The sequence below is a fragment of the Paenibacillus sp. NPDC058177 genome (assembly GCF_042883835.1).
Classification (GTDB): Bacteria; Bacillota; Bacilli; order Paenibacillales; family Paenibacillaceae; genus Paenibacillus_AQ; species Paenibacillus_AQ agri.
Genome location: NZ_JBHVVB010000002.1, coordinates 452231 through 468736 on the forward strand (window position 1 = coordinate 452231; position 16506 = coordinate 468736).

Below are 16506 nucleotides of genomic sequence, written 5' to 3' on the forward strand. Positions count from 1 at the left end.
CCAACCATTCGGCAAGCAACCAGTCCCTATTGCGCTTCTTCATCATAGACCTGCTCTTCCTCCGCCGTTACAGGTCCGCTCTCGGGGAGTGAACCTGCAGCTTCCCTATACAGCAGATAAGCATCGACATCTCCAGTCATTGCAAAATACTTCCACGAAAAATCTCGCATTCGTATTCATCCTTTCTTCGGAAACACGATGTCTCTTCGAAATTAGGATGTGCGATGTACCGGGTTCTATCCTTGCAATTCCTGCCAAGGTGGCGAAGTCATTATTGATCTTTATGAAAACCTAAGTCACGCAGGACACGGTCCTGATTGCGCCAGTCTTTTTTCACTTTTACCCAAAGCTCCAGAAAAATCTTCGAACCCAGCAGGTTTTCAATATCCATACGAGCCCGCTTGCCGACTTCCTTCAGCAAGGCCCCTTGCTTACCGATAATGATTCCCTTCTGCGAATCGCGCTCAACAAAAATAACAGCTGAGATGTGTACCACACCGTTGGATTCCACACGCATATCCTCAATAGCCACCGCGATGGAATGCGGTACCTCTTCACGGGTCAAGTGCAGAATCTTCTCCCGTACGAGTTCAGCAACGACAAACTGCTCAGGGTGATCCGTAACTTGGTCGTCCGGATAGTACTGTGGTCCGTCCGGCAGATACTTTTGCACCTGCTCCAGCAGCGTGTTGACATTGTTGCCCAGCTTAGCGGAGATCGGCACGATCTCGGCAAAGTCATGCAGCTTCTGATATTGCGTGATCAATGGCAGCAGCGCTTCTGGCTCAATCTTGTCAATCTTGTTCATCACAAGAATAACCGGCGTCTTCAGTCCCCCTAATTGCTCAGCAATAAAACGGTCGCCTCCGCCCAGTCCATCCGCAGCATCGACCAGGAACAATACAGCTTCTACTTCGCCGAGTGTGCTCATAGCCGTCTGATTCATGTAATCGCCCAGTTTGGACTGTCTCTTGTGAATTCCCGGCGTGTCCAGGAACACGACCTGGGATTCATTTGTCGTATATACCCCGTGAATTTTATTTCTGGTGGTTTGTGGCTTGTCCGACATGATGGCGATCTTCTGTCCAATCACCTGATTCATAAGCGTCGATTTACCTACATTAGGTCTTCCGATAATGGCAACAAAGCCTGATTTAAACTTCTTCATGTAATCTTCCTTCCTTGAATGAAAAATCTTAACTTTTAATTTACATGGCTATACAAAGCCAAGAGCATTCCCTCTGGTATTAAATTAACGGGAATAATTCCCGTTAATTTAGGCTGCACCGTCTCTTGGCGAGATCCTCCAGCCATCGGCTTGCCCTTTTGGCGGCATCTTGCAACAGTTCGCGTACCACTCGCATGCCCCATACATCCGTTTCCTTAAGGAGTGCCCCGTTAAGTTTACTACCCTAGTATTCCCGGCAAAGAAACATAAGAATCCATACCCACTCAAAGAGGGCGGAATCGCAAACCGCGAAATCCGCCCCTGGGTACGCCTGCAATATCTATATGCTATGAAACCATCGTGACGTTCTGAGGTACACTGATTATGACATAAGTTCGGCAATCCAGTCTATCACAGGGTGATAAAACACATAAATCCCCGTGATTACAGCAAACACCGCCGATAGAAGCACGGCTCCTGCGGCGGTATCTTTGGCTTTCTTGGCCAGCGGATGAATCTCCGGCGAGACCAGATCAATCGTCGCTTCTATAGCCGTATTCAGCAGCTCAGCGGCTAGCACCAGCGTAATCGCCAGCAGCAGCAGCATCCAGTTACCCGGGGGCAATCGGAATACCGCTGCAGCGATGATGACGATCACAGCCAGACCGCAGTGCACTTTCATGTTCAATTCCGATTTGAATGCCGCAGCGATGCCCTGTGCGGCGAAGCGAAAGGAATGCCAGAACTTTTTGCGCCCTACTGCCGTGTTCTTGACCATTAGCGTGTCAGTCCGACCTGGGCCAGAACATGCTCCTGCTTGGACATCATTTCAGCTTCAGAAGCTTCATCCTGATGATCGTAACCTAACAGGTGCAGAAAGCCGTGCACGAACAGAAAGCCCAGCTCACGCTCAAGAGAGTGGCCGTACTCCAGTGCCTGCTCCTGAGCCCGCGGGACAGAAATGATAATATCCCCCAGCACTTCTGGAACATCCTCCAGCGTCTCGCCTTCTTCCAGTTCATATATAATTTCCGGTTCGTCTTCCGCAGATTCATTCATCGCAAACGACAGAACATCCGTCGGACGATCAATGCCACGGTATTCCCGGTTCAATTCATGGATCCGCTCATTGTCTACGAAGGTCAGATCGACTTCGCCACTATTGATGCCTTCAGCCTCCCCTGCTTTTTGCAGGATGCTCTCCAGCAGTGCAATGAGACTGTCATTGATTTCAAATTGCTCTTGTTCATTATTCCAGACCACACTCAGGCTCATGTACCAACAGCCCCTTCCTCTTTTTTCGGCTTCCGCGCTTCCTCCGGATACTCGATCCGGGAGTGGAATATGCCCATCACCGTTTCTTTTAACGTGCGCGCAATGATGTCTAATTCCTTAATGGTGAGATCACACTCGTCAAACTGATGGTCATCGAGACGACTCTTGATGATCTTCTCGATCATCGTCTCCACCTGCTCAACGGTTGGTTTGCGCAAGGAACGAACAGCAGCTTCCACACTGTCTGCTATGCCAACCACCGCCGATTCCTTCGACTGGGCTTTGGGTCCCGGATAACGGAAATCCTCTTCGTTGAAATCAGGAGCATTCCCCTTCTCTTCGGCAAGACGCAGCGCCTTATGATAAAAATAATGCAAAAATGTTGTTCCATGATGCTGCTCGGCAATATCTCGGATCGGCTTCGGAAGCTTGTACTCCTTAAGCATCTCTACCCCGTCCCGGGCATGAGCCACAATAATGGATTTACTCAGCATTGGCTCAATAGAGTCATGCGGGTTCTCCATATTATTCTGATTCTCGATGAAATAAAACGGCCGTTTGGTCTTGCCGATATCATGGTAATAAGAGCCTACCCGGCAGAGCAGTCCATCGGCACCAATCGCTTCCGCTGCCGCTTCCGACAGATTGCCGACCATTACACTGTGATGATAGGTACCCGGCGTTTCTGTGAGCAGCTTTCGTAGGAGCGGATGGTTAGGATTCGACAACTCTACCAGCTTAAGCGCCGATAGAATACCAAAGGTAGCTTCGAAGAACGGCATCAAACCAATGACCAGTACAGCCGTCAGAAGCCCCCCGGTAAAAGCAAACCCGAGCGCATACAGCGTATCCATTTCTTTCAAGACCCCACCGCTTAGCAGCGTAAGCATAAAGACCGTCACACTGCCGAACAATGATACCATAATTCCACCTTTAAGCAAGGTGGAGCGTTGTCCTGCCCGGTGAGTCGCAAAGATCGCCACATAAGACACGATCAGAGCAAAGAACCCAAACGTAAAGTCAAATATAGTATCTTGCTGCACATTCAGGATAATGCTGGCCAGAATAGCGAACAGAATCGAGCAGAAGTATGCTAGCGTCATATCCAGCAGCATCGCCACCAGCATCGCCCCGATGGCCACCGGGGCCAGAAAACCAATATAAGGGCGCATATCCGTTTGGAGAAACGCAGCGAGACGCATCAATACGATTGTAATTGCAAAGACCAGAACCAGCATCAACAACTGGGAATTATTGTACTTGAATTTGGATGGGCCGCCGGAATAGCGAATAAACATCAGCAGACCTGCAGACAACATCGCAGCGAGCATCAACAGGCCAAGCTGCGGCCAATAGTTGACTTTGTTGTTCAAAAGGCCGCTCTCGTCCAGAAGCTTGTACAGCTCAGGCGTGATCAATTGTCCTTTGGCAACCAGTACATCCCCCTGCTCAATGAACACCTTCGGTGCATTTTCACGGGCCTGAACCTCAGCATCCTTAGTGGTATCCTCATCATAGAATTTGTTGCTGGTGATGACGAGACGTACCAGTTCCTGCACGACTTCCCGAGCGGTACGCTGGCTGAGTGCACTGATACTTACCTGTTCCGCCACCTTGGCTCTTGCGGTCTGGGCATCCGTAATCTGATCGTTCATCAGCCGGTTGACAATATCACGGGCCACAGGCTTCATCTCGATGATGTCCTGGGAAGTCAGCCGCGGGATTTTGATAAAAGTCTCTTCCGGAATGACATAGGTCTGATCCTTGATCACCGATTGCATTTCATCCAGCAGATGATCTGAATATGTACCGTTATTACGACTTGTGCTTACAAAGTTCAGAATAAAATCGCTGGCCCGCTTCGGAATCTCCTCGCGATATATGCCCGTTTTATCGCTTTGGGAGATCAGGTCATCCTGATTAAGCCGGTCAATCCGGTCCAGCAATGAGGTAACTGAATTATCGGCCCGCATGGGGATGATCTTATAGCGTGGCTCCACATTCTCAGCAGCTTGCTCCTGTGCCTTAAGTGTAGCTTTGTTGTCCTGAATTCGCTTGGGTGCTGTAATTTCCTTTGCACTCTGGGTCCCTTCCTTGATATCGTACCGCTTGGGCAGCAGATCAGGTGCCAGAGTAAAGTAGAACACAATTCCGAGCAACAGGAAAAGAGCATAGCGCGTCGCCGCGCTATACTTCCATCCGTTATTGCTGTATACAAATCCGCTTAATTTCGTAGGTTGCTTTGAATCCATGGAGACAGTCCCCTTTATTCAAGGTTTTCGGCAGCCCGGTCATAGGCGACAATGATCTTCTGCACCAATGAATGCCGTACTACATCCTGTTCCGCAAAATAGACAAAGCCCAGCTCTTCTATACCGGATAAAATCGCTTTTGCTTCAATCAGGCCGGATTTCTTGCCGCGAGGCAGGTCAATCTGAGTCACGTCCCCGGTGATGACCATTTTGGAACCGAAGCCGAGCCGGGTCAGGAACATCTTCATCTGCTCGGGTGTCGTGTTCTGTGCTTCATCAAGGATGATAAACGAATCATCCAGCGTACGCCCCCGCATATAGGCCAGAGGGGCGATTTCGATCAATCCACGTTCCAGTGCCTTCGCCACCTGATCGGGCCCCATAACGTCGTACAGGGCGTCGTAGAGCGGTCTGAGATACGGATCTACCTTCTCTTGCAGGTCTCCCGGGAGGAAGCCCAGGCTTTCTCCTGCTTCCACAGCCGGACGGGTTAGCACAATCCGCTTAACCGAGCCTTCCTTCAGAGCGGCAACGGCCAGTACTACGGCCAGATAGGTTTTACCCGTACCCGCCGGTCCAATACCAAAAACAATATCGCGTTTCTTGATCGTAGTCACATAATGCTTCTGTCCAACCGTCTTTACACGGATCGGCTTGCCGCGGAAGGTTGTTGTAATTTCGCCTTTGAATAAGTCGAGCAGCTGGTCGGCGCGATAATCCTTCGCAAGCTCCACAGCATACTGCACATCCCGCTCACTGAGTATGTATCCGCTGCGGATCAGGGACAACAGCACATTGAACAGTTGACCCAGCTTGTCTACTTCCTGTTCTGCACCGCGCACCGTCAGTTCCGCCTCGCGGGAATCAATGGTTGCCGGAATTTCACTCTCGATGATTTTCAGAAATCCATCCTGCGGGCCGAAGAGGGATTGCGCTTCTCCCGCATTTTGCAAAGATATACGAATGCTTGCAGTCTGTTCTGACAAGTAGCCTCATTCTCCTTGGTTGTTTACTATCGGAAGTTCTTCCGCGATACTCTCTTCTACTTCAAAAAGCACTTTCATATAAACTTTACCATTCTCTTTCTTCTCATGCAAAATTTTTTGACTTTTGATGGCGCTTTCGGAGCCATAACGCGCGAAAATATCAGCTTTAGCCCGCTCCAGCCCCTCCGCCTTGGCCTCCTCTGCCGTACGTGTGGCGGATGTCTCTCGGACCTCCATCTCCTTCTCTGTCATCCAGCCCACTGGAAGCTCGATAGACCGCCAGGTCAACGGATCCATTTCTGTCAGCGTTCTGGACGCCTCAAAAGTCGATTTTCCATAGCCCCACAGCTGGATCGCCCACTTGCCAAGTACGAGATAGCTGCGATCTTTCCGTTCTCCTGTGTAGGAGCTACCCTTTGTTTCAAGTGGAACCGTGATATTGTATTCATGCCAGACGAGCCCCTTGACCTCCCCCTTGGCAACCACGGCCTTTGAGAACTCCTCGTCACCAAGAATACCGGAGATAAGGATGTCCCCTTTCTTCACGCGGGAATTACGAGCGACAACCGGTCTACCCTGTTCAGCGTATATATTAGTTACCACCGCATCGGTACGGCTAATCAGATGACGATTGCTAAGCAGCGGCTTTTGCTCCGGCTGGGCAGCCTCTACCACCTGGATGACTACACTTGTCCCCGTCCGCTCCATGCCTATCCATGAGACACCCGGCAGATGATTAGTCAGTTCTGTGGTCAGCTTGTCCGGGTCCTTTAGACGCCAGATCCATTGATAAGTATAGAGCCCCTCTTTACGGGCAGCCGCTAAAATATCCTCGGAGGCAATGCGGTCATTCCCCTCCACCTTGATACTCCAGACCATAGAACATAGAAGCAGGAGAGAGACACCGAATAGTACCACACCCGCGGCAAAAAATTTACGTTTCCACAGACGGAGCATCTTAAACGGCAACCCATGCCGTCCGGTGACATGCATCCGGCAGCCTGTCCGCTTCAGGAGCGGCCGGAGGTTATAGAAATCGTCCAGCAGCAGCTTTAAGGAAGCGCCGTTCCCGGCAGGCTTCACGTCCCAGATGACAATGCCTGCCTCGGCAACAGCGTTAATGAATCCTTCCACCTGCGGTCCCGTTACTTGCAGAGTAACGAACCCCCGCAGTGATGACAGAGGCGGTTCCTTCATGATCTCTCCTCGCTTTCCTTGTACCTGATTTCCCCGATTATCCCCTCTATAGCCAGCTCCTGGCCAAGAATATTCCGGATCATAAGCCCCTCGCCTGTGATCTCCAGCGAGCCCTTGGCTAACGCAAGCTTCAGCTGCTCAGAGGAAAAATGCAGCACGCCTCGATGATTCTCAATATGCAGCTCCTTATTGCCGATCAGGGTGATCCGGGGCATATCCTGCAGCAGATCCTGCGGCAGATCCAGCACCCCGTTTGTCCATCCCCGCAGCCTGCGGCCAATACGGGTCATAAGTAGACGTTCCCCCTTCCTGCCTTCTGTACACCATATGCGATAGCACATCACTTTATGAGAAGAAGACATGGAAAAAAGCCCGCATAGCGTGACGGCTCGGCGGGCAAATCAGTGAAGAGATATTTCTATTGGGTAGGGCGCTCCGCGTAAGGCCAGTTGTCTCAGGCGCTACGGTCCCCGGATTGTATTTATTCTTCTTATCCGTAACAATTCGGTAATAAAGGGGACTGCTATCGCTTCCCTACGCCAGTACGACCGCCGCTACCGCTTCCCCACAATCAGTATGACCATTGCTACCGCTTCCCCACAATCAGTACGACCACCGCTACCGCTTCCCCACAACCAGTACTACCACCGCTGCCGCTTCCCCACAATCAGTACGACCACGGCTACCGCTTCCCCACTATCAATACGACCATTGCTACCGCTTCCCCACAATCAGTACGACCATTGCTACCGCTTCCCCACAATCAGTACGACCACTCCATGGTTTAAGCGGGATAATCTTTGAGGATCTTTGAAGGAAAGAGAGTACATATCAAAGTCAATGCCTGATACGTCAAAGAAGCGGACTCCAGACGCCCAATTGTCGAACAATTCGAGCATTCAGGAATTAACGGACTCCAGTGACCTTATTGTCTATGGAATCGTGCATTCAAGAAGTTAACGGACTCCAGAGACCCTATGCGCAGAAATCCGGTTCAGATTCCACTATCAAGCAGGAAATAACGGCCCCTGAGTCCGCTACACGTTCCGAAACAACTTCATGTGGAAAATAACGACTATACGGTCCGTCAGCTCCTAAAAATGAGCTTAAACAAATGAACTTTAACAAACGAACTCCTAAAAATGAGCTTCAAATTACGGACGGGGTCTTAGCATCAGGATCTTTTGGCAGCATTGATCATACTGCGGATGCAAAATCGCCGAAGCCGTGCGCAAGAAACAACTGAAGAAGGACGGGGAAATTCGGCGCTTTTTGCTTCATGCCTAGAAAAAGTGGCGATCAAGGCCCGTTGGCTTTCACCTGCTCATAATTTACTGAAATAAGCAGCACCTGGTCAAAACTAAGAGCAGCGCTTCACCCATAACAGGGGGAAGCGCTGCTCTTTTGAGCGTTAAGCTTATGAGAGAATCGTGGCCTGTCTCCGCCAGCAGGATATCCGCTTATGGAACAGCTTACCTATGTTCTTTCTTAGATCAACCAAACGGCTTCTGCCAAGGGTCAGACAATAATATAACCGGCCCTTCAGCTTTCTTTACGATATGCATGCGGACGCTTAGAACGCGGAGGGCCGAGAATCTCAGCCCATATGAGGCCTTTGCGCAGATCCTCGCGGCTGGTTGCTAGAACCGGGCTTGAGGCCGTCCCGGAGCTTACTTGCTCGGAAGAATGCTTCACGCTTGGGCTGGACTCACCAGCCATATCGTCAAAGACAGCATGGATGCGCTCCAGTTCCTGCCGCATTTTCTCGGTACGGATATCTACGCTATCCAGCTCTTCTCCCTGCTCCAGGGTTGATCCATTTCCAACCTCGGCATCAGGGCCGGGAATCCATTGCTGTTCCCGTTCCACCGGAAAACTCTCTTCTAGCTCCTGCTCTTCCCGCGCAAGCTCCCGGGTCTCCCTTGGAACCGGAGTACCGGGTGGCGGAAATGCCCTGCCCTGCTGCTCCAGCTCACGTTTGACCCGGCGAAGCGGATTATCGTCCCCGCCTCCACCTCCGAAGGTGGGCATACCGCCCGGCGGCGCTCCCTTGCCCTTCGTTTTATTCGCCTTGTTCACGTTCGAGACGATGGCAAAAATAATTACAGCAACGATGTAGATCCAGCTCATGGGGTATCACATCCCCTTATTTGTTGTTTTTCGGACCGTTATTCTCGTCCTGGTCATTCATTTTGCCTAGAGAACCGCGCATTTGCGTATCCGCCTCAATGTTCTTAAGGTTCATATAGTCCATCACACCGATCTGGCCGCCGCGCAGCGCTTCAGCCATGGCAAGAGGAACCTTCGATTCAGACTCCACGACAAGCGCCTTCATTTCCACGACGCGGGCTTTCATTTCCTGTTCATGCGCTACAGCCATCGCTCTACGCTCTTCTGCTTTCGCTTGTGCTATGCGTTTGTCGGCTTCAGCTTGCTCTGTCTGCAGGTACGCACCGATGTTCTTACCGACATCAACGTCCGCGATATCGATGGACAGAATCTCAAACGCAGTACCGGAATCCAGACCCTTGGACAAGACTGTACGGGAAATGGAATCCGGATTCTCCAGAACGTCCTTGTGAGAGTTACTAGAACCGACAGTGGTTACAATCCCTTCACCTACACGGGCAATAATCGTTTCTTCACCGGCACCACCGACGAGACGATCGATGTTCGCACGTACGGTAACCCGAGCCTTAACTTTAACCTCGATCCCGTTTTTCGCTACTGCGGCTACAGTCGGGGTCTCAATAACCCGGGGATTAACGCTCATTTGTACCGCTTGCAGTACATCACGGCCTGCCAGATCAATAGCAGCAGCACGCGTGAATTCCAGCGGAATGTTGGCACGCTGTGCCGCAATCAGGGCATTAACGACACGGTCGACGTTACCGCCGGCCAGATAGTGACTTTCGAGCTGGTTGATATTCAGACCCAGTCCAGCCTTTGTTGCCTTAATCATTGGATTAACGATCCGGCTTGGTGTAACCCGGCGCAATCTCATCGCCACCAGGGTAATAATACTGATTCTAACTCCGGAAGCTAAGGCTGAAATCCAAAGCATGACCGGAAAGAAACTCAAAAAGACACTCAAAACAATGATCACGACCACCGCGATCAGTAATATAGGAATCAAAGAAGCCTCACCCATACGTTGTTCAAACCCCCATCATTAAATAAGTTTAGTTTATTGTTGTAAAGTTAATGACTTGTCTTGTACTAGTGTTCCTTATTTCACTATTTCTTTAACCACAATCCGTGCACCTTCCACAGTCACTACCGAAATTTCGGCACCAGCAGCAATAAAACTGCCCTCGGTGACCACATCAATCCGTTCCCCATTCACCATAGCAGTACCTGCCGGACGAAGCGGAGTGAGACTGACCCCAATACCGCCGACCAGATTCAGCTTCTCAAGCACGGGTATATAGCCCTGCTCCTTGGTCAGACTTTCCTTCAGAATGAACCGGTTCCAGATACCGCGCTCTTTGAACACAACGGCCACAATAATAATGACCACCGTCGCCGCTGCAAAAGCGATACCAAGGCTAAGCAGTGCATTCGTATAACTGTAAGCCGCCCTGACCACACCTGCCACAAGGCTTACCGAACCTAACAGTCCAAGAATACCGAAGCTCGGCATGAATAACTCCAACACCAGCATGACCAGCCCCAGAATGAATAGCAGCCAGGTCTCGGAACCCGCGAAGCCAGCCACGTAATTTCCGAAGAAATACAAGGTAAAAGCCAATGTTCCGATAATGCCGGGCGCTCCAAATCCCGGAACGATCAACTCAATAACAATTCCTGCGATCCCGACGAACAGCAAGATCGTCATGATAACCGGATTAGTTAAAAATTGCGACATCTTCTCCGCCCCGGTATGCTTCACCCGGAAAATATCGTCCGTAGTATATCCCATCCAGACCACTGCTTCTTCCGGGGTATCCGCTATGTAATCGGCATAACCGGCCTTCAGCGCCTGATCGCTGCTGAGGGCAATAATTTCTCCGCTACCCTTGCTCACGCCAAGCTTCGGCTTCTCCACAACAAGATTGATATCGGTCATCCCCGCAGCGATATCCGGGTCTCGGCCGTTAAGCGCCGCAGCCCCCATCATCTTCGATTTCCAGTAGGATATCAGCTTCGGATCCTCGACATGCGTACCACTCTTGTCCACCAGCGAAGCTGATCCGATCATGCTGCCTGGCTTCATCACGATCTTGTCGGCGTTCAGTGCAATGTAACTACCGGCAGAAGCCGCATCACTTTTAATAAAAGCCAGCACCGGGATAGCGCTTTCTCTGATCAACTTGCCGATTTGTTCGGCCGCGCTAACCTGGCCGCCTGGCGTGTTGATATCCAGCACAATCAGCACTGCACCATAGTTGTTTGCTTCCTCAAAACCCCGCTCCAGAAAGCTCTGAAGCCCCCGTTCGATTTCCTGATCAACCGGAATGATGAAGACTGACCCTTTAACGGACTCTCCAGCCGCTCGCTCAGGCTGCCTGGGCGGGTCAACATCAGCACTTGCCAGGGAAGACAGCGGCAGGAGTACCAGTAGCAACATCAACCCTGCAATGCAGGCATATGCTGTTTTACGAAGCCCTTTCATCTCTTCTCCTCCCTTCTTAGAAAAATGGACACAGGCACATAATCAGTAATACGAAAGTTTGGAGAATTCGTTTCAAAACAAAGAAAAACACCCCTTATAAAAAGGGGTGCTGACGTTCTATTATTGCAGAAATTGCTGAACCACTTGGTTCACAAGCTTACCATCGGCGCGACCTTTGACTTTCGGCATCAGCGCGCTCATGAGCTTACCCATTTCACTTTTCGAAGAAGCACCGGTTTCCTGGATGGTCTGCTGTACAATTACTTTAATTTCTTCTTCGGAAAGTTGCTCGGGAAGATACTTAATGATAATCTCGATTTCTGCCTTCGTACTCGCGGCAAGATCGTCGCGACCCGCTGTCTCAAATTCTTGGAGGGCATCTTTGCGCTGTTTGATTTCACGACTAAGGATATCAAGCACTTCGTTGTCGTCTAATGTTCTCTTTAAATCTATTTCAAGATACTTTATCGTCGAACGAACCATTCGAATGGTGGAGAGTGCGAACTTGTCCTTACTCTTCATCGCTTGCTTCATATCTTCGTTCAATCGTTCGCTAAGATTCATGCGTGGGTATTCCTCCTAAAACTTTCTCTTACGAGCAGCCTCAGACTTCTTCTTGCGCTTTACGCTTGGCTTTTCATAATGCTTGCGTTTCTTCACCTCAGCCAAGACACCATCTTTAGCGATGGAGCGTTTGAACCGACGAAGTGCAGCATCAATTGTCTCGTTTTTGCGAACTTTAGTTTCAGACACCAGTTTTCCCTCCCTCCGACCAGACCGTCCAAGAGCATAACACGGTTCATCAAATTTCATTATAGGTCAAACTGAAATACAGTGTCAACAGTGTAACGCCTTTTTTTGTAACAGGCTTTTCACATCGACCTTTCCGTCTTACTTATGGGAATCCGAAATTCCCGTCAGAGCGCCTAATTTGGCCCCTCCGAGCAAGTGGTAATGCAAATGCGGCACAGTCTGTCCACCATCGGGTCCGCTATTGTTGATCAACCGATAACCGGATTCCGCAATCCCAAGCTGAATGGCAAGCTGCTGGGCGACACTGTGAATCTCGGCAATCAGCGGCAGATCCTCTGGCGTAACCTCATTCATCGACGCAATGAATTTCTTCGGAATAATCAGCACATGCACCGGGGCCGCAGGCGCGATATCATGAAAGGCCAGAATGCGCTCATTCTCGAATACTTTGTTGGAGGGAATACTGCCCTCAATAATTTTGCTGAATATGGTTTCCATACTGCGACTTCCTCCCCGAATTGGTTGTCCTATTATCATACAGGATATTCATGGTTAACGAAAGTCGGACTGACCCTGCTGGTTGTAAAACCTGTCGGCTAGAAATAAATTTCATTACTGTATCTGTTACAGCCCAATATATCACTCAAAAGGGCAAAAAAAAAGAAACACCCTTCACAGCTTATAAAGCTGATCGGCGGCGGGCGTATGAAAAGGAGTCCTGCTCCCGGTCATACGTCCGCCGAGGTGTTTCAAAAATGATGTCGGCTTAGCTGTATTATAACAGGGGGTTGATGCTGTCTCTGTGACTGTTATCACACTGTATACCAAACCTCACATTTTTTCCAAAATAATACGGGAGCCTCCTCCGCCTTGTTCGGCAGGAACAACAACCAGCTTGCGCGGCAGGCGCGCCCGCAGTTCAGGAACGTGGCTTATAATTCCAACGGACAACTGGTCATTATGCAGCCTTTCCAGCGAAGTTATCACAGTATCCAGCAGATCAGGGTCGAGTGTACCGAAGCCTTCATCCAGGAAAAAGAATTGCAGTGGATACTGGCCGCGCAGCTGAATTTGGGCTGACAGAGCCAATGCCAACGACAGTGAGGTCAAAAAGGTCTCGCCGCCGGACAGTGTGGATACCGGACGCTTCACTCCACCGTTGCCATCGTCGCGGATGACGAACCCGCCGCCGGAGTCCACCTCAAGCGCGTAACGCTGTTTGCTCAGATAACGAAGGCGCTGGGACGCCGCCTGACAGACTTGCATCAGCTGCTCCTCGGCAATATATTCCACAAAAGCATTGCCGCGCAGACAGGACTGCAGCTTGGACAGACGATCCTGCAGAGCCTCATGCTCCAGCCGCTGAGTCTCAAGCTCCTTCCAGCGAATGTGACGATGCCCTAAATCCTCCAGATCGCGTTCCCCGCGGGCCCGGTTCTGGAGCGAGATTTCATCCTCTTCCTTGCAGCGGCGCAGAGTCTCCTGGCTCTCCACCCATTCCGCTTCGCTGAGATTGGCTCCAGCGAGCTTCTCCTCAATATCACGAAGCTGTAAATTCACTTCCACTTCATCGTCCCGGTGATTCTTCACACGGGCTGCCGCAGCACCCCGCTCTTCCACCGATAGCGCTGCTCCTTCAACTTCGGACGCTTCCGAGAACGGCGATGACGCCAGACTATCCTCCCAGGCTTTGGCCGCAGTGACATAATGCTCATGAGCGGATTCCGCCGCCTGCCGGGCTATAGCCGCCTCTTTGCCTTCCTGCTGCGCTGCATCCGCAGCCGCACGGTAAATCTTCTTACCGTCTTCCACAGCCGCCAGCAGCTCCTGCAAGCGCTGCTCGCAAGTTGCCAGCAACTGACCCGCGGGTTGCCCTTCCGTCCACTGCACCAGCCGGGCTTCCTTCTCTCGCAGCAAGGCTTCCTTTCCTTCAAGCTGGGCGTTCCACTGGGCTAGTTCCCTGTCGAGCACAGCGATACTCTCCTGAAGTTCCTGAACAGCTGCTGCTTTGTCGTCCAGGAACTTCACACTGATATTCAGCCGCCCACGAATCTCCTCGGCCTGCTCGTCTTTTTGGAGCCGTTCACGGTATGCGGTCTCCGTATTCTCAGGAGCCAGATCCGGGAACTGGTCATTCCAGCTTTGCCACAGACTTGCGGCCTGCTGGGCCAGCTCGCTGGCTTTGGCCGTTATGCCCTCAACCCAAGCCTGTTCTGACTGGACGGCTGCTGCCGCCTTGTGACAGGCCTGCTGGCCTTCCTGCAAGGCACGCTGCCATTCGGCTGCCGTGCGGCGCAGCTCTGCAGACCGCTGCTTCATGCTGGTCAGGCTGCCCTCCAGTGAAGTCAGCAGCGCTGCTGACTCCCCTTCGTACTCTACGAACGACTGATCCAGCTGTCCTGACCCGCCCATCGTCTCGCGGCCTGCTGCCGCTGGATGATCCCAAGCCTGAGCCGCTTCGCCGCCATAAATCTGCTCCAGCCAGACCATATCCTGCTCCCGCTGGCTGCGGAAGCCAAGACGCAGTTCCAGCGCAGCCTTGGATCTACTGCGAACCTGCTGCAACATGGCTTCCTGTCCTTCCTGCTCTCCGCTGCCTTGAAGTGTCGCAGGAGCCGGATGATGCTGGCTGCCGCAGACCGGACAAGGGACACCCTCCTCCAGATCGCGGGCCAGTGACAAGGACAGGCGGTGAACCTCCTGCTCCTTCAGCGAGGCTTCCAGCGCACTAGCCTCATGCTCCAGGGTCTCCGCTACATGCACCGCGGCGGTCTCTGCTGACCGCAATTCTTCCAGGTGCAGCACCGCCCCGCGGACCCGCTCCGCGCGGTCCGCCTCCAATGCCCCCAGCCCGGCCTCGGCCCCGGCCAGGCGGCACTGGGCATCCGCGAGCGCTACCTGACGCTCGCGCTGCTCACGCTCTGCAGCATCCCGCTGGGATTCCGCAGAGCGCAGCCCTTGCAGTCTCTGCATGGCTTCCTGCAGAGACTGGCGCTCCTGGGAGCGGACCTCGAGCGGCTGCAGGCTCTGCTGCAGCTCGTGCTGCCGCTTTTGGCCCTTGGCCAAAAGCTCCCGCTCCCGGGCCATCCCTTCCCGCATGGCGTCCAGCCTGCGGGAAGCTTCCTCGCTGCGCCCGCGCAGCGCAGCGAGCTCGCGCAGCAGCAAGTCGCGCTCGGCTTCCAGCTCGAGCGCCCTGCGGTACGTGCCGGCCGCCTCGCGGAGGGCCGGCTCTTCCGCGGCCAGCGCAGCCTGTGCGGCTGCGTCAGCCGTGGCGGTGCGCGCCGCCTCGGCTTCAGCGGCGGCGGCACGGGCCGCCAGTTCCCCTGCGCGGGCCTGGCGGCTCTTCAGAGCGCCCTCCGCGCTGCGCCAGGCCTGCAGCAGCGGCAGTCTTTTCTCGGCTTCGTCAGCCTTGCCGAGCCGCTGTTCCAGGAGGAGAATATCACCCTCCTGGGCCAGCAGGCGCTCCCGCTGCAGTTCCCGCCGGGAGCGTTCGCCTTGCAGCTCGCGGATTCTGGTGAAGCGCTCCGACAAGGCCAGCGCTTCTTCCAAGCGGCGTCTGCATTCCGCCGCATGAGCCACTGCCTGCTGCAAGCGTTCAGCAGCAGCCTCCAGATCCTGCTCGCCAGCGCTGCCTAGCCCCTGCTGTTCCGCCTCCAGCGCACGCAGCGCCGTGTCGTTCTCCTTGACCCGGCGGCTGAGCTTCAGGGCGAGCTGGTCCCCATACTGCTCCAGATGAAAGAGCCGCTGGAGCATCTGCCTGCGGTCTACGCCGCGCAGAGACAGAAACTCGGCGAATTTCCCTTGTGGAAGCACGACCGCCCGGGTGAAGTCGTCCATTTTGAGACCGATCTTCTCCTCGACGCAACGCGTCACATCAGCCAGCTTGTCCGCCAGCACCTGATCCCCATCAGGCAGAACCTCGATGAAACGACTGATCGTATTGCTGACTGTCTGCTCACCGGTACGCTTAAACTTCCGCTCCACCCGGTAACGGTGTGAACCTGCAGCAGACGTCAGCTCGAAGGTAAAGGCCACGCTCAGCTGATCCTCGGAATGGTTCATAATCCCCTGGGTTCCGCCTGCGGCGCGCTCCACCTTTCCGTACATAGCCAACGTAATCCCATCCAGCAAACTGGATTTTCCGCTGCCTGTCGGCCCGAAAATACCGAATAATCCCGTCTCCGTCAGACTCTCAAAATCTATCTCCTGCTGCTCTCTATAACTTTGAAGTCCCGCTACTTTTAAAGAAATCGGCTTCAT

Annotated in this window: 15 protein-coding genes; all 15 read right to left on the minus strand. The window is 52.7% G+C overall.

Going from position 1 to position 16506, the window contains the following annotated elements:
- Nucleotides 1-26: 26 nt before the first annotated feature.
- Complete coding sequence (locus tag ACFVU8_RS12125) at nucleotides 27-170, minus strand: YqzL family protein (RefSeq protein ID WP_083205032.1); 144 nt, start codon at nucleotides 168-170, stop codon at nucleotides 27-29.
- Nucleotides 171-271: 101 nt separating this feature from the next.
- Nucleotides 272-1168: a GTPase Era gene (gene era / locus ACFVU8_RS12130; protein WP_379465820.1), complete on the minus strand. Its 897-nt coding sequence runs from the start codon at nucleotides 1166-1168 to the stop codon at nucleotides 272-274.
- A gap of 382 nt (nucleotides 1169-1550) precedes the next feature.
- Complete coding sequence (locus ACFVU8_RS12135; RefSeq protein ID WP_379465821.1) at nucleotides 1551-1946, minus strand: diacylglycerol kinase; 396 nt, start codon at nucleotides 1944-1946, stop codon at nucleotides 1551-1553.
- The gene (gene ybeY, locus ACFVU8_RS12140) at nucleotides 1946-2443 is read right to left on the minus strand and encodes an rRNA maturation RNase YbeY (RefSeq protein WP_379465822.1); all 498 of its coding nucleotides are present in this window, start codon (nucleotides 2441-2443) and stop codon (nucleotides 1946-1948) included. The genes ACFVU8_RS12135 and ybeY overlap by 1 nt, the downstream gene beginning before the upstream one ends.
- A complete protein-coding gene (locus ACFVU8_RS12145) occupies nucleotides 2440-4695 on the minus strand; it encodes an HD family phosphohydrolase (RefSeq protein ID WP_379465823.1) in 2256 nt (751 codons plus the stop codon). The genes ybeY and ACFVU8_RS12145 overlap by 4 nt, the downstream gene beginning before the upstream one ends.
- A 14-nt stretch (nucleotides 4696-4709) precedes the next feature.
- Nucleotides 4710-5681, minus strand: coding sequence for a PhoH family protein (locus tag ACFVU8_RS12150; protein WP_175372843.1), 972 nt, complete (start codon nucleotides 5679-5681; stop codon nucleotides 4710-4712).
- A 6-nt stretch (nucleotides 5682-5687) separates the two neighbouring features.
- Nucleotides 5688-6878 carry a sporulation protein YqfD gene (gene yqfD / locus ACFVU8_RS12155; RefSeq protein ID WP_387427561.1) on the minus strand — a complete coding sequence of 397 codons (1191 nt, stop codon included), beginning with the start codon at nucleotides 6876-6878 and terminating at the stop codon, nucleotides 5688-5690.
- Nucleotides 6875-7168: a sporulation protein YqfC gene (gene yqfC / locus ACFVU8_RS12160; protein WP_066364263.1), complete on the minus strand. Its 294-nt coding sequence runs from the start codon at nucleotides 7166-7168 to the stop codon at nucleotides 6875-6877. Before yqfC ends, yqfD begins: the two co-directional genes overlap by 4 nt.
- A gap of 1252 nt (nucleotides 7169-8420) precedes the next feature.
- Entirely contained in the window at nucleotides 8421-9008 is a 588-nt protein-coding gene (locus ACFVU8_RS12165; RefSeq protein ID WP_387427562.1) for a hypothetical protein, read from the minus strand.
- Nucleotides 9009-9024: 16 nt separating this feature from the next.
- Nucleotides 9025-10029 (minus strand): flotillin-like protein FloA, encoded by a 1005-nt coding sequence (floA, locus tag ACFVU8_RS12170; RefSeq protein ID WP_066364272.1) that lies wholly within the window; start codon nucleotides 10027-10029, stop codon nucleotides 9025-9027.
- Between the two features lie 78 nt (nucleotides 10030-10107).
- The gene (locus ACFVU8_RS12175) at nucleotides 10108-11493 is read right to left on the minus strand and encodes an NfeD family protein (protein WP_387427563.1); all 1386 of its coding nucleotides are present in this window, start codon (nucleotides 11491-11493) and stop codon (nucleotides 10108-10110) included.
- Nucleotides 11494-11613: 120 nt separating this feature from the next.
- The gene (locus tag ACFVU8_RS12180) at nucleotides 11614-12057 is read right to left on the minus strand and encodes a GatB/YqeY domain-containing protein (RefSeq protein WP_066364276.1); all 444 of its coding nucleotides are present in this window, start codon (nucleotides 12055-12057) and stop codon (nucleotides 11614-11616) included.
- Between the two features lie 15 nt (nucleotides 12058-12072).
- A complete protein-coding gene (gene rpsU / locus ACFVU8_RS12185) occupies nucleotides 12073-12246 on the minus strand; it encodes a 30S ribosomal protein S21 (protein WP_005547957.1) in 174 nt (57 codons plus the stop codon).
- 138 nt (nucleotides 12247-12384) lie between these two features.
- Entirely contained in the window at nucleotides 12385-12744 is a 360-nt protein-coding gene (locus ACFVU8_RS12190; protein ID WP_066364278.1) for a histidine triad nucleotide-binding protein, read from the minus strand.
- 333 nt (nucleotides 12745-13077) lie between these two features.
- Nucleotides 13078-16506: an AAA family ATPase gene (locus tag ACFVU8_RS12195; RefSeq protein WP_387427565.1), complete on the minus strand. Its 3429-nt coding sequence runs from the start codon at nucleotides 16504-16506 to the stop codon at nucleotides 13078-13080.